Here is an 18,269-nt window from a genome sequence, read left to right on the forward strand (position 1 = left end):
GTCGGCCCGCTCTACCGCGGCACGGAGGTGACGCTGCGATGAGCGGAGCTTGCGGAGCGTTCCGGCGCCACGGAGCGTGTGAGGTGGCGGCGTGAGCGACGTGAAGTCACCGTCCACTGTGGAGGATCAGGAGGCCGTGCAGACCGGGCCCACCAAGGGAGTGCGCACGCCGAGCGGCCTGCGCATGGACGTCCGGCTGACGATCCTCATCGGCGTGCTGGTGGCGTTGTGCGTGGTCGGCTACGCCTTCAACTCCGACTTCCTCGGCGAGACCAACATCTCGATCATGCTGCGGCTCGCCTCGGCGATCGGTGTGGTCAGCGTCGGGATGACGTTCGTGATCATCTCGGGCGGTATCGACCTGTCCGTCGGCTCGATGGTCGCGCTCGCGAGCGTGTGGATGACGACAGTGGCCACCCAGGAGTACGGCCCGTTCGTCATGGTGATCTGTGCGATGCTCGTCGGCCTCGGCGCCGGTCTGATCAACGGCGTGCTGATCGCGTACGGCAAGATCGTGCCGTTCATCGCGACCCTCGCCATGTTCGCCTCGGCCCGAGGGCTCGCCGAGCGCTTGTCCAACAGGGAAACACAGACGGTCGAGGACCAGGCCTTCAGGGACTTCTTCCGCGGTGACATCCTGGGCATCCCGGTGCTGATCTGGATGCTGGCCATCGTGTTCGCGGTCGGCTGGGTCCTGTTGAACCGCACCACGTTCGGCCGCCGCACGTTCGCGATCGGCGGCAACACGGAGGCAGCCCGCCTCGCCGGCATCAACGTCAAGTGGCACACCACGCTGGTGTACGCCCTCGCCGGCCTGTGCTGTGGCATCGCCGCGATCATGGTCGTCGCCCGTGCGACATCGGGTTCCTCTACCAACGGCCAGTTCTACGAACTCGACGCGATCGCGGCGGTCGTCATCGGCGGCACGCTGCTCTCCGGCGGCCGCGGCACGTTGATCGGCACCCTCATCGGCGTGCTGATCTTCACCGTGGTCAACAGCATCTTCACCCAGAACAACCTCGACACCTCCACGCAGAACATCGCCAAGGGCGTGATCATCGTCGGCGCTGTGCTGTTGCAGACCCTGACCACGCGCACCCGCAAGACCTGAGCCCAGCCACGGAAACCGACGCAGTACAAGGGAGTACCTCATGGATCCGTCCCTCGCCCGCCGCAGGTTCCTTCTCGGCGCCGGCGCGCTCGGCGCGAGCGCGTTCGCAGTCGCGTGCACCTCGAACGAGTCGGGCGGCGAGCAGCCGCAGCAGGTGGCACAAGGCGGTGAGGACAACGCCAAGCCCGGCAAGGAGATCACGATCGGCTTCTCCGCGCCGGCCTCCGACCACGGCTGGATCGCGGCGATCACCAAGAACGCGCAGGCACAGGCCGAGACGTTCTCGGACGTCACACTGAAGGCCACCGAGGGCACCAATGATGTCAACCTGCAGATCTCCCAGGTCGAGACGCTGATCAACGACAAGGTCGACGTGCTGGTGATCCTTCCGCACGACGGCAAGGCACTCACCGCGACCGCCCAGGACGCGGTGGACGCGGGCATCCCGGTGATCAACCTGGACCGGATCTTCGACAGCCCGCTCGCGTACCGCACGTGGATCGGCGGCGACAACTACCGCATGGGCGTCAACGCCGGCAACTACATCGCCGAGCAGATGAAGGCGAAGAACATCTCGAACCCGATCATCGGCGAGGTCGCCGGCATCGACTCGTTGCCGCTGACCCAGGAGCGCAGCCAGGGCTTCAAGGACGCGCTGACCAAGGCCGGGTTCTCCCTCGGTCCCCGAGTCGCGGCGGCGTTCACGGTGGAGTCCGGTGAGACGCAGACGGCGAACCTGTTGCAGGGCGCCAGCAAGCTCGACGCGCTGTGGAACCACGACGACGACCAGGGCATCGGCGTCATGGCGGCCATCGAGTCCGCGGGCCGCAGCGAGTTCCTCATGGTCGGCGGTGCGGGCTCGCGGGACATGATGGACCTCATCAAGGCCGACAACACGGTCATCAAGGCGACCGTCCTCTACAGCCCGTCGATGGCGTCGTCGGCCATCTCGCTCGCCCGGCTGCTCGGCCAGGCGAAGGGCATGGCGGACCTGGCGGAGCACGAGATCCCCGCGTCGATCACGACCTACTCGGCCGTGGTCACCAAGGAGAACGTCGACCAGTACCTGGACATCGGCTTCGACTCCTGAGTTTGAGAAGCAGGTTCGGCGTACTTCCTTGTGACGAAAGACGGAGGGTGAGATGACAGAGGGCAGCGGAGGACGGATCGGGGTCGGCATGGTCGGCCACGCGTTCATGGGTGCCGTGCACTCGCACGCGTGGCGGACCGCGCACCGGTTCTTCGACTTGCCGGTGACACCGGAACTCGCCGTGCTCGGCGGGCGAGACCTCGCGCGCGCCAAGGCGGCCGCGGCGAAGTTCGGGTGGGCCAGCGTGCAGACCGACTGGCGTGAGCTGGTCAACTCGCCCGACGTGCAGATCGTGGACATCTGCACGCCGGGCGACTCGCACTGCGACATCGCCATCGCGGCTCTCGAGGCCGGCAAGCACGTCCTGTGTGAGAAGCCCCTCGCCAACACGGTCGAGGAGGCCGAGCGGATGACGGCGGCCGCGGAGGCGGCCAAGGAGCGCGGCGTGCGCTCGATGGTGGCGTTCAACTACCGCCGCGTGCCCGCGATCGCCTACGCGCGCCAGCTGATCGAGGCCGGCAGGCTCGGCGAGGTCCGGCACGTCCGCGCCCTGTACCTGCAGGACTGGCTCTCCGACGAGAACGCGCCGATGACCTGGCGGCTGCGCAAGGACAAGGCAGGCTCCGGCGCGCTCGGCGACCTCGGCGCGCACATCATCGACGCCACCCAGTACCTCGTCGGTGACCGGCTCACCGGCGTGTCCGCGCTGACGAACACGTTCGTCCACACGCGACCGACCGAGGACGGGAGCGGCACCGACGACGTGACCGTCGACGACGCCGCGGTGTTCTTCGGCCGCTTCGGCAACGGGGCCATGGCCACCTACGAGGCCACCCGGTTCGCGCTCGGTCGCAAGAACGGCATGTCCGTGGAGATCAACGGCTCGCTCGGCAGCCTCCGGTTCGGCTTCGAGGACATGAACGAGCTGTGGTTCTTCGACGGCGCACAGCCCGGCGAGGAGGCAGGCTTCCGGCGGATCCTCGTCACCGAGGGTTCCCACCCGTACGTCGGTGCGTGGTGGCCGCCGGGGCACATCCTCGGTTACGAACACACGTTCACCCACGAGGTCGTGGACCTCCTCCGTGCCATCCACGACGGGGTGGACCCCGCACCGTCCTTTGCGGACGGGCTCCAGGTGCAGCGGGTGCTCGGCGCTGTAGAAAGGAGTGCCGAGAACGGTTCACAGTGGACGGAGATTCCGGTATGACTGACTACACTCCGCGTCCGGAGCACAGGTTCAGCTTCGGGTTGTGGACGATTGGCTGGCAGGGCGTCGACCCGTTCGGCGTCGCCACCCGAACGCCGATGGACCCCGCGTACGCCGTGGAGAAGCTCGCCGAGCTTGGCGCGTACGGCGTGACCTTCCACGACGACGACCTCATCCCCTTCGGCGCACAGGACGGCGACCGGGAGGCCCGGATCGCGAGCTTCCGCAAGGCACTGGACGCCACCGGCCTGATCGTGCCGATGGCGACCACCAACCTGTTCAGCCACCCGGTGTTCAGGGAGGGCGCGCTCACCGCGAACGACCGCGACGTCCGGCGGTTCGCGCTGCGCAAGGTGCTGCGCAACCTGGATTTGGCAGCAGAGCTTGGCGCGAAGACCTACGTGCTGTGGGGCGGGCGTGAGGGCGCCGAGTCCGCGGTCGCCAAGGACGTCCGCGCGGCGCTCGACCGCTACAAGGAAGCACTGGACATCCTGTGCGCGTACTGCCGCGACCAGGGCTACGACATCCGCTTCGCGTTGGAGCCCAAGCCGAACGAGCCGCGCGGCGACATCTTCCTGCCGACGATCGGGCACGCGATCGCGTTCATCAACGAGTTGGAGGAGCCGGACCGCGTCGGCCTCAACCCCGAGGTCGGGCACGAGCAGATGGCCGGCATGTCCGTCGTGCACGGTTACGCGCAAGCCCTCTGGCACAAGAAGCTCTACCACATCGACCTGAACGGGCAGAACGGTCCGCGCTACGACCAGGACTTCCGGTTCGGCAACGGGGACGTCAAGTCCGCGTTCCTGCTCGTCGATCTGCTGGAGAACAGCGACTACGACGGGCCGCGCCACTTCGACTTCAAGCCGGGGCGCGTCGAGGACGAGTCCGGTGTGTGGGAGTCGGCGAAGGCCTGCATGCGCAACTACCTGATCTTCGCGGAGAAGTCGCGGGCGTTCCGGGCCGATCCCGAGGTCGCCGAGGCGTTCGCGGACGCCCGCACGGACGAGCTGTCGAAGCCGACCCTGGCCGATGGCGAGAGCCTCGCCGACCTGCGTGCCGAGGAGATCGACCTCGACGCGGCGGCCAGCAGGGGCGCGAAGGTGGAGCGGTTGGACCAGCTGGCACTCGAGCACCTCTTCGGTACTCGTTAGACCAAAAGAATGCGGCGTCGCCCGACCGGCACGTCAGGCGACGCCGCGAACACGGAAAGGAGTCTCAACCCCTTCTCGCGGTCCCCATTTCGGTGAGAACAAGGAGAAAGTACCAGTGCGTCGCCAGAGCACGAGTAAGAGAACGGTAAAACCACCGGGCGTGAGGCGGGGACTACGGGCTGCGTCCCGGTTCGCCGTCGCCGGACTGGCTCTCCTGACCGGTACCGGGATGGCCTCCGCCGAACCGGTTTCGGTCCAACACGACACCACGATCCTGGTGTTCTCGAAGACCGCCGGCTTCCGGCACGACTCCATTCCCGACGGCATCGCCACCATCCAGCAACTGGGTGAGCAGAACGGCTTCCACGTCGAGGCCACCGAGGACGCCGCCGCGTTCAACGCCACCAACCTCTCCCGTTTCGCGGCGGTCGTCTTTCTCTCCACGACCGGCGACGTGCTGAACGCCGAGCAGCAGACAGCTTTCGAGGACTACGTCAACTCGGGTGGCGGCTACGCGGGTGTCCACGCGGCCGCGGACACCGAGTACGACTGGGCGTGGTACGGCCAGTTGGTCGGCGCCTACTTCAAGTCGCACCCCTCGATCCAGCCGGCCACGGTCAACGTCGTCGCGCGTGACCACCCCTCGACCGCGGCGCTGCCGTACCAGTGGACCCGCACCGACGAGTGGTACAACTACCGCTCGAACCCGCGTCAGAACGTCAAGGTGCTCGCCACGCTCAACGAGTCGAGCTACAGCCCCGGCGCGGACGCGATGGGTGACCACCCGATCGTCTGGTGTCACAACCAGGAACAGGGCCGCTCCTGGTACACAGGACTCGGCCACACCAGGGAAAGCTACGCGGAGCCGGAGTTCCGCTCGCACCTGCTGGGCGGTATCAAGTACGTGGCCGGCCTCGAGACGGCCGACTGCTCGCCGGGCGCGGACCCGGAGGAGCCGCCGGTCGACTCCGACTTCGACCAGATCACCCTCGCCAAGGGCGAGGCGGTCACCGGCGAGCCGATCGCGATCGCGGTCCTGCCCGACCGCAACGTCATCCACACCTCGCGTGACGGCCGGGTCTTCCTGACCACGCCGGAGGCCACCACCTCCCAGATCGCTCAGATCCCCGTCTACACACACGACGAGGACGGTCTGCAGGGCGTGGCGATCGACCCGGACTTCGCCACGAACCGGTGGGTGTACCTGTACTACGCGCCACCGTTGGACACCCCGGCCGGCGACGCGCCGGAGAACGGGACCGCGGCGGACTTCGCACCGTTCCACGGGTACAACCAGCTGTCCCGCTTCAAGCTGACCGGCGAGAACACGCTCGACCTCGCGAGCGAGCAGCGGATCATGCAGGTGGCGGCCGACCGGGGCATCTGCTGCCACGCCGGCGGTGAGATCGACTTCGACAGCCACGGCAACCTGCTGCTGTCCACAGGGGACGACACGAACCCGTTCGCCTCGGACGGTTTCACCCCGATCGACGAGCGTGCCGCCCGCAACCCGGCGTTCGACGCCCGCCGCAGTGCGGGGAACACCAACGACCTGCGGGGCAAGCTGCTGCGGATCACCGTGCAGGACGACGGTTCCTACACGACCCCCGCCGGCAACCTGTTCGCGCCGGGCACCGAGAAGACGCGCCCGGAGATCTACGCGATGGGCTTCCGCAACCCGTTCCGGTTCGCGGTCGACCGCGCGAACGACTGGGTCTACCTGGGTGACTACGGTCCGGACGCCGGCGCGGCGAACCCGGCCCGCGGCCCGGGCGGCACGGTCGAGTTCAACCTGATCAAGGGGCCGGGCAACTTCGGCTGGCCGCTGTGTGTCGGCGACAACGTGCCGTACCTCGACTACGACTTCGCGACCGGCACGTCGGGCCAGCCGTTCGACTGCGCGGCCCCGAAGAACGACAGCCCGCACAACACGGGTCTGGTCGACCTGCCGCCGGTGCAGCCGGCGTGGATCCCGTACGACAACAACTCCGTGCCGGAGTTCGGTGGCGGCAGCGAGTCCCCGATGGGTGGCCCGGTCTACCGCTTCGACCCGAACCTGTACAACACGACGAAGTTCCCGGAGTTCTACGACGGCAAGAACTTCGCCTACGAGTGGGGTCGCGGTTGGATCAAGACCATCGACGTCGGCCCGGACGGGCAACGTGGCGCCATCAACCCGTTCTTCGACTCGATGGACCTGTCGTGGCCGATGAACGTCGAGTTCGGCCCGGACGGTTCGCTGTACGTCCTGGACTACGGCGACACGTGGTTCGGTGGCTCGGCCCGCTCGGCCGTGTACCGCATCGACTACACGAAGGGCCACCGGACGCCGCAGGTGTCGCTGAAGGCGGACAAGACGTCCGGCCAGCCTCCGCTGACCGTTCGGTTCGACCCGGCCGGCACGCACGACGAGGACGGCGGCGAGCTGACCTACGCGTGGGACTTCGACGGTGACGGCACCACCGACTCCACCGAATCGGCCCCGGTGTCGCACACGTACTCGGCGGTCGGCCAGTACCACGCCAAGTTGTCGGTGACCGACCAAACCGGACTGACCGGTGCGGCCAGCGTCGTGGTCACCGTCGGCAACACGGCGCCGACCGTGACGCTCGAGGTCCCGGAGAACGGCGGCTTCTTCTCCTTCGGTGACGAGATTCCGTTCAAGGTCACGGTTTCCGACCCCGAGGAGCAGTCGATCGACTGCTCGAAGGTGCGGGTGCAGTACATCCTCGGGCACGACGCGCACGGGCACCCGCTGTCCGAGGCGTTCGGCTGCGAGGGCGTGATCGAGACGCCGGCCGACGAGGGACACGGCGTGGACACCAACGTGTTCGGCATCCTCAACGCCAGCTACACCGACGGCGGCGCACCGGGTGTGCCGGCACTGACCGGTGACGACGAGAGCGTGCTGCAGCCGAAGGTGAAGCAGGCCGAGTTCTTCACCGAGATGAACGGCATCCAGGTCGTCACCGCGGACGGCGCCAGTGGTGGCAAGCGGGTCGGCTACATCGACAACGGTGACTGGATCAAGTTCGATCCCGTCAACCTGCGTGGTGTCACCGGAATCGGCTACCGGACCTCGTCCGGCGCAGGCGGCGGCACGATCACCGTGCACAAGAACGCCGTCGACGGACCGGTGGTGCAGACCGTGCAGGTGCCCAGCACGGGAAGCTGGGACACCTACGTCGACCTGCCAGCGACACCGATCACGGACCCGGGTGGCTCCGGCCCGCTGTACCTGGTGTTCTCCGGTGGGTTCGATGTGGACAACCTCCAGGTGCAGGGCACCGGCGTCGCCGAGCCGGCCGAGTGCCGGCCGTGGACACCGGACGCGGGCTACCGCGCCCTGTACGACGGCACGTCGCTGGACGGCTGGAAGCAGTCGGGCCCGGGTTCCTTCGTGCAGCAGGACGACTGCACGATCCTGTCCACCGGCGGCATGGGTTTGCTCTCCTTCGACGAGGAGTTCAACGCCTACAGCCTGAAGCTGGACTGGAAGGTCGCCGGCGACGACAACTCCGGGATCTTCGTCGGTTACCCGGAGCCGGGCGACGACCCGTGGGTCGCGGTCAACCAGGGCTACGAGATCCAGATCGACGCGACGGATTCCCCTGACCGGACAACGGGTTCCATCTACTCGTTCCAGTCGGCGGACATCCCGGCCCGTGACGCGGCGCTGAAGCCGCCTGGGCAGTGGAACTCCTACGAGATCGTGGTCGTCGGCCAGACCATCAAGGTCCACCTCAACGGTGTGCTCATCAACTCGTTCGTGAGTACGGACCCGGCCCGCGACCTCACGCAGGGGTTCGTCGGCATCCAGAACCACGGCAACGGTGACGACGTATCGTTCCGCCACATCCAGATCAAGGAGATCCCGGACGAGGCGGCACCGGTCACCACGGCCACGTTCGCCCCACCTGCGTCGACAGGTTGGCACCCGGGCACCGTCCCGGTCCAACTGGCGGCGACCGACGAGGGTCAGGGTGTTGACCGCATCGAGTACAAGTTGGACAGTGGACAGTGGACGCCGTATACCGGCGCGGTGAACGTGACCGGCGACGGCAGCCACACCCTGCTCTACCGGGCCGTGGACAAGGCCGGCAACGTCGAGGCCGAGAAGGCCGCGACCATCAAGATCGACGGCAACCGGCCGACGCTCATGGTGGCCGGCGTGGCGAACGGTCGCGTGTACGGCGACGCCACCGACGTGGTGCTGTCGTGGCACGCGGAGGACGCCACGTCCGGGGTCGCGTCGGTGACCGGCGCACTCGACGGTTCGACCGTCCAGCCGAACCGGGTGGTCGCGTTGTACCAGCTGCCGCTGGGCGACCACACGTTCGTCGTGTCGGCGCTCGACGTGGCCGGCAACGTCACGACGCAGACGCTGACGTTCACGACGACGACGTCGTTGCGGGACATGGGCCAGCTGCTCGACCGGTTCCGGGCGACCAACCGGTTGTCGCAGTCGGCGTACGACGTGCTGAGCAGGCAGCTCGACAAGGCCCGCAGGGCGGAGGCGAGCGGCAACAAGAGCAAGGCCGTGCTGGAACTGGGCAGATTCGGAGTGTTCGTCCGGGACGGCCGGGTGCCCGACGCGGATGTCCGATCGGTACTCGACCGGGACGCCCGCGCGGTCATTGATTCGATCCAAGGGGTGGCGATGTTGCCCCAAGCGGTGAACGCGCGTTAGTTGGGTGAAGGCAGCCGGTGGGCCGGCACGGCGCTGGCCCACCGGATTCACCCAGAGGAGGACGGGTAGATGTCGGGAACGGGTTTATGGCTCGTCGGGGCGCGGGGTTCCGTGGCCACGACGGCTGTCGTCGGCTCACTCGCGTTACGGGCGAAGCTGGTCGAGCCGGTCGGTTGCGTGACCGAGCGGCCGGAGTTCGCGGGCGTGCCGCTACCGGCGTGGGAGGACATCGTGGTCGGCGGCCACGACATCGTCCACACGCCACTGGAGAAGCGGGCGGAGCAGCTGGCCGACGCGGGCCTGATCCCGCACCGGGTGCTGACCGCGACGCTCACCGGCCTGCGTGCGGTGAACGCCCGCATCCGCGACGGCTACCACCCGGCGACCCACACCGGCGCCCAGGCCGACGCGGTGGCCAGGCTGGTCGAGGACATCACGTCGTTCCGCGCGTCACATGGTCTTGACCGTGTGGTGGTCGTGAACGTGTCGTCGACCGAGCCACCGGTGCCGACCGTTCCCGAACACGAGTCCCTGCCGCTGCTCGAAGCCGCGCTGGCCGATCCCGCGCGGGCTGTGCTGCCACCGAGTTCCCTGATGGCGTACGCGGCGCTGAAGGCGGGCTGCGGGTTCGTCGACTTCACCCCGTCGCCCGGCGTCCGGCTGCCGGCGCTGCACGAGCTGGCGGTGTCCGCCGGGCTGCCGTACGCGGGCTCGGACGGCAAGACGGGCGAGACCCTGTTGCGCACGGTGCTGGCCCCGATGTTCACGTCCAGGGCACTGCGTGTCCGCTCGTGGGCTGGCACGAACCTGCTCGGCGGCGGCGACGGCGCGAACCTCGCCGACCCGGACCAGGCGAAGGGCAAACTCGACTCCAAGGCCCGCGGCCTGGCCGCGTTGCTCGGCGAGGGCGTGACGGCCCCGCTCCACATCGACAACGTCCCCGACCTGGGCGAACAGAAAACCGCGTGGGACCACGTGTCGTTCGAGGGCTTCCTGGGCGCACGGATGACCCTGCAGTTCACCTGGACGGGCCTGGACTCGTCACTGGCGGCTCCGCTCATCCTGGACCTGACCCGCCTGGTGTCCGCGGCCCACGCGGCGGGACAGTCGGGCCCACTGGCCGACCTGGCATTCTTCTTCAAGGACCCGGTAGCCACCGACGAACACCGCTTCGCCCAACAAACCGACATGCTCACGGCATGGGCGCAAGCCCTCCATCCACAACCGACGAGTAATCCACAACCCACGAGTAACAACCCGCCACTGTCACCCCCCACCGGTAGACTGGCACGGCGGGACGCCCCCGGGACCGGGTGGGGGTTGGGTAACGCGCGCGCGAGCTTTGAGCAGCCGGCATCCACGACACCAGCTGCGCCGTCACCAGCAGCGCCGTCACCAGCAGCGCCGTCACCGGCCGGTCCGCGGCCGACATCGCAGTCCGACGACGGTGCGTCATGAAGGCCTTCCTCCAGCTTGTGCGGGCGCCCGCGGCGTTGACCGTCATCGGCGACACGGTCGCCGGGGCCGCCGCCGCCGGCAAACCCCTGCGTGGCCGGCGACTTCTCCTTCCCCTGTCCTCGGTTTCCTTCTACTGGGCCGGCATGGCGCTCAACGACTGGGCCGACCGCGAGCTCGACGCGGTCGAACGCCCGGAACGGCCCATCCCCTCGGGGCGCGTCAGCCCCGGGCAAGCGCTCGCGGTCGCCGGCGGGCTCACCGCCGCGGGTCTGGGCCTGGCCCGCGCCGCCGGCGGCCGCGACACCTTCACGCTGGCCGTGCCCCTCGCCGCCGCGGTCTGGGCCTACGACACCGTCCTCAAGAAGACCGTCGCCGGCCCGGCCAGCATGGCCGCGTGCCGCGCGCTGGACGTGCTCATGGGCGCGGGCGCCGCGGGTGCCAGGAAGGCACTCCCCAGCGCCATCGCCGTCGGCGGCCACACCCTCGGCGTCACCGCGCTGTCCCAGGGTGAAGTCCACGGCGCGTCGCCGACCACCGCGAAGACCGTGCTCGCCGGCACGGGCCTCACCGCCCTGACCGCGGTCACCGGCGCCCGCACCTGGCGCGACCGGCTCGGCGCGGCCGCGTTCACCGGCGTCTACACCTCGCTCGTCGGCCGCGCCCAGTACAGCGCCACCCAGGACCCTTCCGCGACAACGGTTCGCACCGCCACGATGGCCGGCATCCACGGCATGGTCCCACTCCAGGCCGCGCTCACCGCCCGCCGCGGCTCGCTGCTCGGCGCGCTCGCGGTCGCCGCCGCGCTCCCCGTCGCCCGCCGGCTCGCCAGGAAGGTGAGCCCGACATGACCTTTCGTCTTGGTTACGGCACCAACGGGTTCGCCAACCACCGGCTCGACGACGCGCTCCGCGTGATCGCCGACCTCGGCTACACGGCCGTCGCGTTGACGCTCGACCACAACCACCTCGACCCGTACGCCGACGACGCCGCCACACAGATCGATCACGTGGCGAACCTCCTCGACCGGCTCGGCCTGCGCAGCGTCGTCGAAACCGGTGCCCGCTACCTGCTCGACCCGCTGCACAAGCACCACCCCACCCTCGTGTGTGACGAGCCGGAGCGGCGCATCGACTTCCTCCGCCGCGCGATCCGCGTCGCGGGCGGCATCGGCGCGGACTGCGTGTCCTTCTGGTCCGGTATCCGACCGTCCGATGTGGATCCGTCCACGGCGTGGCGACGCATGCTCGACGGCGTCAGCGAAGTGCTCGAAGAAGCGACGGTCCGGGATGTCCCGTTAGGACTCGAACCAGAGCCTGGCATGTTCGTCGAGCACCTGTCCGACGCGCTCCGCCTGCGCGAAGAACTCGGCTCACCAGCGCTTTTCGGTATCACGCTCGACGTGGGCCACTGCGTCGCCGTTGAGCCGGAGGACGCCGCCGCGTGCATCAGGCGCGCGGGTGACCTGCTTGTGAACGTCCAGCTCGACGACATGCGCACGGGGGTGCACGAGCATCTCGAGTTCGGCGAGGGAGAGCTCGATCTGCCCGCCACCCTCGCGGCGTTGAGCGAGGTCGGCTACACCGGCGTCGCGGCGGTTGAGCTGCCGCGGCACAGCCACGCGGCGCCGGTGGTGGCCTCGCGCGCGATCACAGCGCTGCGTGAAGCGCTGGCACCCGACGAGGAGTGGGTGAGGAACGTGGATCATCCGTGGCTGGTCGAGGCCGAGCAGAAGGTACGCCAGGATCCGGCTTCGGTCGCGTCGCTGTTCCCCGCGGTCGGCCGCAAGGTCGGCCGCGAGCCGCTGCGGCCGGAGACCGACCCGCAGGGCCTCGTCCACGGTACCGTCGACGACCTCGCACGCACCCGGCTGCTCGCGGTGCTCGCCGAGGTGCTCGCTCCCGAGCCGCTGGCCGAGGAGGTCGGCCGGCTGTACCGGTACGGCGACGACGCCGAGCGGCGCGGCGTGCTCCGCGGCCTCACCGCGCTTCCTGAGTCGACCGTCGCGACCGGACTCGACCTCGTGAAGGACGCGTTGCGGGCCAACGACATCCGGCTCGTCGCGGCCGCCATGGGCGACTTCGCCGCCCGCCACCTCGACGACCACAACTGGCGACACGGCGTGCTCAAGTGCCTGTTCGTCGGGGTACCGCTCGCCGCGGTGTCCGATTTGGACAGACGACGCGACGTCGAGCTGCTGCGTATGGTCAGCGACTACGCCGAGGAACGAAGGGCCGCCGGCCGCGAGGTGCCGGCGGACGCCGTGACACTGCTGGAGGCCAGCTCGTGAGGATCTTCGACCCGCACATCCACATGACCTCGCGGACCACCGACGACTACGAGGCCATGTTCGCCGTCGGCGTCCGCGCCCTCGTCGAGCCGGCGTTCTGGCTCGGACAGCCCCGCACGAGTGTCGCGTCGTTCAGCGACTACTTCGACTCCCTGATCGGCTGGGAACGGTTCCGCGCCGCGCAGTTCGGCATCCGCCACCACTGCACGATCGCGTTGAACCCCAAGGAGGCCAACGACCCCCGCTGTCGCGAGGTGCTCGACGTGCTGCCGCGTTACCTCGCGAAGGACGGCGTGGTCGCGGTCGGCGAGGTCGGCTACGACTCGATGACGCCGGAGGAGGACGAGGTCTTCGCCAGGCAGCTCCAGCTCGCGGTCTCCCACGAGCTGCCCGCGCTCGTGCACACCCCGCACCGCGACAAGCTCGCCGGCACTCGCCGGACGTTGGACGTGGTGAAGGAGTCGGGAGTCGACCCGGGCCGCGTGCTCGTCGACCACCTCAACGAGCCGACCGTCGGTGTGGTCGCGGAGTCCGGCTGCTGGATGGGCTTCTCCATCTACCCGGACACGAAGATGGACGAGCAGCGGATGGTCGCGATCCTCCGCGAGTACGGCACCGACCGCATGATCGTGAACTCGGCCGCCGACTGGGGCCGCTCGGATCCCTTGAAGACGTACAAGACCGGGCTCGCGATGCTCGCCGCCGGCTTCAGCGAGTCCGATGTGGACAAGGTGCTGTGGCAGAACCCGGTCGATTTCTACTCCCAGAGTGATCGGCTGGTGCTCGACGAGCTGCCGGGCTTCGCGCCATCCACGCAGACCTTCGCGGGCAACTCGGTGCTTCGTGGTGGAGGGCCGGCGTGACCCCGCTTTCCTACTGCACCAACGTGCACCCGGCCGAGGACCTGCCGGGTGTGCTGGCGCAGCTCGACCGCTACGCCGAGCCGGTGCGGCGGCTGGTCGGCGCGGACGTGCTGGGCCTTGGGCTGTGGCTGCCCGCGGCGCTGGCGCGGGAGCTGGCCGAGTCGCCTGAGCTGCGCGCCAAGCTGCGGGCCGAGCTCGACGCCCGCGGCCTGGAGGTCTACACGCTCAACGCCTTCCCGTACGGCGGTTTCCACGACGAGGTCGTCAAGCACTCCGTGTACCGTCCGGAATGGACGGATAGCGCACGTCTCCGATACACCGCTGACTGTGCCGTCGTGCTCGCGGACCTGCTGCCCGACTCCGCGACCTACGGTTCGATCTCCACGCTGCCACTCGCCTGGCGCACGCCATGGACCCCGGCGGACGACGACACCGCCACCGCCGCCCTCGGCGAGTTGACCGGGGTGCTGGATGGGATGGCCGTGGGGCACGGCCGTCCCATCCGGCTGGCGGTCGAACCGGAGCCGGGCTGTGTACTGGACACCGTCGCGGACGCGGTGCGGTGGCTCGCACCTCGCGTCGACCCCCGGTACGTGGGGTTGTGCCTGGACACCTGCCACCTGGCCGTGTCCTTCGCCGACCCGGCCGACACCGTCGCGTCGATCCACCGCGCCGGGCTCGAGGTGGTGAAGGTGCAGGCTTCCGCGGCGCTCCAGGTCGAGGACCCGGGCAGTGCACAGGCCCGGCAGGCGCTCGCGGACTTCACGGAACCTCGCTACCTGCACCAGGTCCGCGAACGGACGCCGACCGGGACGGTGCTCGCGGCCGACGACCTGCCGCAGGCACACGACGAACTGCCGGCCCGCGACGCGTGGCGCGTGCACTTCCACGTGCCACTGCACGCCAGACCGGCCGCACCCCTGTCGGCGACGACCGACGTTCTCCGGACCGCGATCGCCACCCTGCGGTCCACGGTGGACGAGATGCCGCACGTCGAGGTCGAGACCTACACCTGGAGCGTGCTGCCGGAGACCGCCGGCAACGGTGGCGACACGGCGCTGATCAGGGGCATCGCCGCGGAACTTCGCTGGGCCGCGGGCAATCTGTTCGATGTGGAGGGAGTTCGATGACACCGCTGGTCCTGCTCGACGTGGTCGGCATGACGCCGAAGCTGTTGCGGCACATGCCGAACCTGTCGGGGCTGGCTCGTGCCGGCTGGCAGGCCGAGCTCGGCACGGTGCTACCCGCGGTGACGTGCAGCGTGCAGTCGACGTTCCTCACCGGACTGATGCCGCGCGACCACGGCATCGTCGGCAACGGCTGGTACTTCCGGGAGCTCGGCGAGGTCTTCCTGTGGCGCCAGCACAACAAGCTCGTGCACGGCGAGAAGCTGTGGGAGACCGCGCGTGGGGCCAACCCGGACTTCCAGACCGCGAACGTGTGCTGGTGGTACGCGATGGGTGCGACCACGGACATCACGGTCACGCCACGCCCGATCTACCACGCGGACGGCCGCAAGTCCCCGGACGCGTACGTGCGCCCGCCGGCCCTGCACAACGACCTCGTCGGCGCGTTGGGCGAGTTCCCGCTGTTCCAGTACTGGGGCCCCACGGCGTCCCTGACGTCGAGCGAGTGGATCATCGGCGCGTCCCGCAAGATCCTGCGCGAACACCACCCTGACCTGCTGCTGGCATACGTCCCGCACCTCGACTACGACCTGCAGCGGTTCGGCCCGGACTCCCCGGAGGCCGCGCGTGCCGCCCGTGAGGTGGACGAGGCGCTGAAACCGCTGCTGGACGACGCCAGGAACGCGGGCGCCACCGTGGTCGCGTTGTCGGAGTACGGCATCACGTCGGTCCAGCGCTCGGTGGACATCAACCGGTTGCTACGCCGCGAGGGCCTGCTCGAGGTGTACACACAGGACGGTATGGAGTACCTGGACCCGTGGGTGTCGCGGGCCTTCGCGGTGGCCGACCACCAGGTCGCGCACGTGTATGTCGCCGACCAGTCGGACATTCCACGCGTCGCGTCGATGCTCGGCGAACTGTCCGGTGTGGACGAGGTACTGGACCGCGCGGCCCAGGCACGATACGGCCTGGACCACGAACGCGCGGGTGACCTGGTCGTGGTGGCGGACCCCGACGCGTGGTTCACCTACTACTACTGGCTCGACGACGACCGCGCCCCGGACTTCGCGCGCGGCGTGGAGATCCACCGGAAGCCGGGCTACGACCCGGCGGAGCTGTTCTTCAACCCGGCCGACAAGCTGGCGAAGGCCAAGGCGGGGCTGAACCTGGTACGCAAGAAGGTGGGCCTGCGCTACGCGATGCAGGTGGTGCCGCTGGACCCGTCGTACGTGCGCGGCTCGCACGGCCGCCTGCCGACCAGTGCCGACGACGGCCCGGTGATGTTGTGCTCGGTCCCGGACGCGGCCCCGCCGGGCCCGGTGGCCGCGGTCGAGGTACGCGATCTTCTGCTTCAGTTGCAGGGAATTTCGGAAGGAGTTCGACGATGAGTCGACCAGTCACGTTGTTCACCGGCCAGTGGGCCGACCTTCCGTTCGAGGAGGTGTGCAAGCTCGCCGCGCAGTGGGGATACGACGGACTGGAGATCGCCTGCTCCGGTGATCACTTCGAGGTGGATCGGGCCCTCGCCGAGGACGACTACGTCCAGAAGAAGCTCGACCAGTTGGCCTCACACGGCCTCAAGGTCTGGACGATTTCCAACCACCTGGTAGGCCAGGCGATCTGCGACGACCCGATCGACGACCGCCACAAGAACATCATCCCGGCCCGAATCTGGGGCGACGGTGACCCGGAGGGCGTCCGCCAACGCGCGGCCGCCGAGATGGCCGACACGGCGAGGGCCGCGGCCAAGCTCGGCGTGAACACGGTGGTGGGCTTCACGGGCTCCAAGATCTGGAAGTACGTGGCCATGTTCCCGCCGGTGTCACAGGAGGTGATCGACGACGGCTACACGGACTTCGCGAACCGCTGGAACCCGATCCTGGACGTGTTCGACGAGGTCGGCGTCCGCTTCGCCCACGAGGTCCACCCGTCCGAGATCGCCTACGACTACTGGACGACGAAGAAGACGCTGGCCGCGGTGAACAACCGGGAGGCGTTCGGCCTGAACTGGGACCCCTCCCACTTCATCTGGCAGGACCTCGACCCGGTCGGCTTCATCCTGGACTTCGCGGACCGCATCTACCACGTGGACTGCAAGGACACCAAGAAGCGCTTCGACGGCCGCAACGGCCGCCTCGGCTCCCACCTGGCGTGGGCCGACCCGAGGCGAGGCTGGGACTTCGTATCGACCGGCCACGGCGACGTCCCGTGGGAGGAGAGCTTCCGAGCCCTGAACGCCATCGGCTACGACGGCCCGATCTCCGTCGAGTGGGAGGACGCGGGCATGGACAGGCTACGGGGCGCCGAGGAAGCGGTGACCTTCATCCGCGCCCACCTGTTCGACAAACCAGACGCAGCCTTCGACGCGGCCTTCTCCACAAAGGACTAACCCCGAAGTGGGCGGGCTTACCCGCGGAGCCCGCCCACGCAGGGGTGTGAGAACGAGCGGCCTACGGCCCCGGATTCCCAACTCAAGGGAACCCGACCCTCCCCGGGTCGCATACCCGGTCCACCCGCCGCCCCTCGAACGAAAGTTCCATTGGTCCGCCAAGGGGGCCCCCGATTTCAACGTTACCGAACCCGACCGACAATCAGGCCGACCCAAGCGGCAACTGGCAACAAGTCCACCCGGTCACTCCGAGCGAATGTCCCTTTCGTGCACGAGGGGGCCCCGATTTCCACACTATCGGCCCTCACCGACAAGGACGCCCACTCGAATGGCAACTGGCGACAAGTTCACCCGGTCACTCGGAGCGAATGTCCCATTGGTGCGCCAAGGGAGCCCCCGATTTCAACGTTACCGAACCCGACCGACAATCAGGCCGACCCAAGCGGCAACTGGCAACAAGTCCACCCGGTCACTCCGAGCGAATGTCCCATTGGTGTGCGAGAGGGCCCCCGGTTTCAACGCTACCGGGCCCCGCCGACAATCACGTCCACCTGAACGGCAACTGGCAATGAGTTCACCCACCATCCCGAGCGAAAGTGCCATTCGTGCGCCAACGGGGCCCCTGGTTTTCGCGCTAGCTGGTGTTGCCGACAGTCGCGGCTGCCGGAACGGCAACTGGGAACGGGTTCACCCGGTCAACCCGAGCGAAAGTCCCATTGGTGCGCCAGGGGCCCCCGGTTTCAACGCTATCGCAGGGCACTGACATTGCGGTTCGTCGCTCGGGGGTTGTCCACAGCGGTGGGTGAAGTTTGCGGTGAGGTTTCGGCCTTGCCTTGTTCCTGTCCGATCTCGTTCTGAACCAGGAGTTCTTTTTCCGCTTCGTTCCGTCTCGA

The 18,269-nt window shown here is 68.6% G+C and carries 11 protein-coding genes and 1 pseudogene; all 12 read left to right on the top strand.

Annotated elements, in window-relative coordinates:
• Nucleotides 1-184: 184 nt before the first annotated feature.
• The 12 genes and pseudogenes from VF106_RS36195 to VF106_RS36250 all read left to right on the top strand — a co-directional run bounded on the left by VF106_RS36195 (nucleotide 185) and on the right by VF106_RS36250 (nucleotide 17,376).
• The gene (locus VF106_RS36195) at nucleotides 185-1,111 is read left to right on the top strand and encodes an ABC transporter permease (protein ID WP_330844526.1); all 927 of its coding nucleotides are present in this window, start codon (nucleotides 185-187) and stop codon (nucleotides 1,109-1,111) included.
• A 40-nt stretch (nucleotides 1,112-1,151) separates the two neighbouring features.
• Nucleotides 1,152-2,201 carry a substrate-binding domain-containing protein gene (locus VF106_RS36200; RefSeq protein ID WP_330844456.1) on the top strand — a complete coding sequence of 350 codons (1,050 nt, stop codon included), beginning with the start codon at nucleotides 1,152-1,154 and terminating at the stop codon, nucleotides 2,199-2,201.
• Between the two features lie 52 nt (nucleotides 2,202-2,253).
• Complete coding sequence (locus VF106_RS36205; protein WP_330844457.1) at nucleotides 2,254-3,408, top strand: Gfo/Idh/MocA family protein; 1,155 nt, start codon at nucleotides 2,254-2,256, stop codon at nucleotides 3,406-3,408.
• Nucleotides 3,405-4,562: a xylose isomerase gene (gene xylA, locus VF106_RS36210; protein ID WP_330844458.1), complete on the top strand. Its 1,158-nt coding sequence runs from the start codon at nucleotides 3,405-3,407 to the stop codon at nucleotides 4,560-4,562. The genes VF106_RS36205 and xylA overlap by 4 nt, the downstream gene beginning before the upstream one ends.
• Nucleotides 4,563-4,791: 229 nt before the next feature.
• Nucleotides 4,792-9,252 (top strand): ThuA domain-containing protein, encoded by a 4,461-nt coding sequence (locus tag VF106_RS36215; protein ID WP_330844527.1) that lies wholly within the window; start codon nucleotides 4,792-4,794, stop codon nucleotides 9,250-9,252.
• 69 nt (nucleotides 9,253-9,321) lie between these two features.
• Nucleotides 9,322-10,467 (top strand): annotated as a pseudogene (locus tag VF106_RS36220) (inositol-3-phosphate synthase); the annotation flags it as partial.
• A 239-nt stretch (nucleotides 10,468-10,706) separates the two neighbouring features.
• Nucleotides 10,707-11,558, top strand: a complete 852-nt coding sequence (locus VF106_RS36225; RefSeq protein ID WP_330844459.1) for an SCO3242 family prenyltransferase — start codon at nucleotides 10,707-10,709, stop codon at nucleotides 11,556-11,558.
• Entirely contained in the window at nucleotides 11,555-12,997 is a 1,443-nt protein-coding gene (locus VF106_RS36230; protein ID WP_330844460.1) for an EboA domain-containing protein, read from the top strand. The genes VF106_RS36225 and VF106_RS36230 overlap by 4 nt, the downstream gene beginning before the upstream one ends.
• Nucleotides 12,994-13,860, top strand: coding sequence for a TatD family hydrolase (locus VF106_RS36235; protein WP_330844461.1), 867 nt, complete (start codon nucleotides 12,994-12,996; stop codon nucleotides 13,858-13,860). Before VF106_RS36230 ends, VF106_RS36235 begins: the two co-directional genes overlap by 4 nt.
• The gene (eboE, locus tag VF106_RS36240) at nucleotides 13,857-14,990 is read left to right on the top strand and encodes a metabolite traffic protein EboE (RefSeq protein ID WP_330844462.1); all 1,134 of its coding nucleotides are present in this window, start codon (nucleotides 13,857-13,859) and stop codon (nucleotides 14,988-14,990) included. The genes VF106_RS36235 and eboE overlap by 4 nt, the downstream gene beginning before the upstream one ends.
• A complete protein-coding gene (locus tag VF106_RS36245) occupies nucleotides 14,987-16,375 on the top strand; it encodes an alkaline phosphatase family protein (RefSeq protein WP_330844464.1) in 1,389 nt (462 codons plus the stop codon). Before eboE ends, VF106_RS36245 begins: the two co-directional genes overlap by 4 nt.
• On the top strand, nucleotides 16,372-17,376 hold the full coding sequence (locus VF106_RS36250; protein ID WP_330844465.1) for a sugar phosphate isomerase/epimerase family protein: 1,005 nt from the start codon (nucleotides 16,372-16,374) through the stop codon (nucleotides 17,374-17,376). The genes VF106_RS36245 and VF106_RS36250 overlap by 4 nt, the downstream gene beginning before the upstream one ends.
• Nucleotides 17,377-18,269 lie beyond the last annotated feature (893 nt).

Source organism: Actinophytocola sp. (assembly GCF_036378875.1).
Lineage (GTDB): Bacteria > Actinomycetota > Actinomycetes > Mycobacteriales > Pseudonocardiaceae > Actinophytocola.

Coding starts and splice junctions, on each gene's coding strand:
- VF106_RS36195 (WP_330844526.1), top strand. CDS start 185: ATGGACGTCCGGCTGACGATCCTCATCGGCGTGCTGGTGGCGTTGTGC.
- VF106_RS36200 (WP_330844456.1), top strand. CDS start 1,152: ATGGATCCGTCCCTCGCCCGCCGCAGGTTCCTTCTCGGCGCCGGCGCG.
- VF106_RS36205 (WP_330844457.1), top strand. CDS start 2,254: ATGACAGAGGGCAGCGGAGGACGGATCGGGGTCGGCATGGTCGGCCAC.
- xylA (WP_330844458.1), top strand. CDS start 3,405: ATGACTGACTACACTCCGCGTCCGGAGCACAGGTTCAGCTTCGGGTTG.
- VF106_RS36215 (WP_330844527.1), top strand. CDS start 4,792: ATGGCCTCCGCCGAACCGGTTTCGGTCCAACACGACACCACGATCCTG.
- VF106_RS36225 (WP_330844459.1), top strand. CDS start 10,707: ATGAAGGCCTTCCTCCAGCTTGTGCGGGCGCCCGCGGCGTTGACCGTC.
- VF106_RS36230 (WP_330844460.1), top strand. CDS start 11,555: ATGACCTTTCGTCTTGGTTACGGCACCAACGGGTTCGCCAACCACCGG.
- VF106_RS36245 (WP_330844464.1), top strand. CDS start 14,987: ATGACACCGCTGGTCCTGCTCGACGTGGTCGGCATGACGCCGAAGCTG.
- VF106_RS36250 (WP_330844465.1), top strand. CDS start 16,372: ATGAGTCGACCAGTCACGTTGTTCACCGGCCAGTGGGCCGACCTTCCG.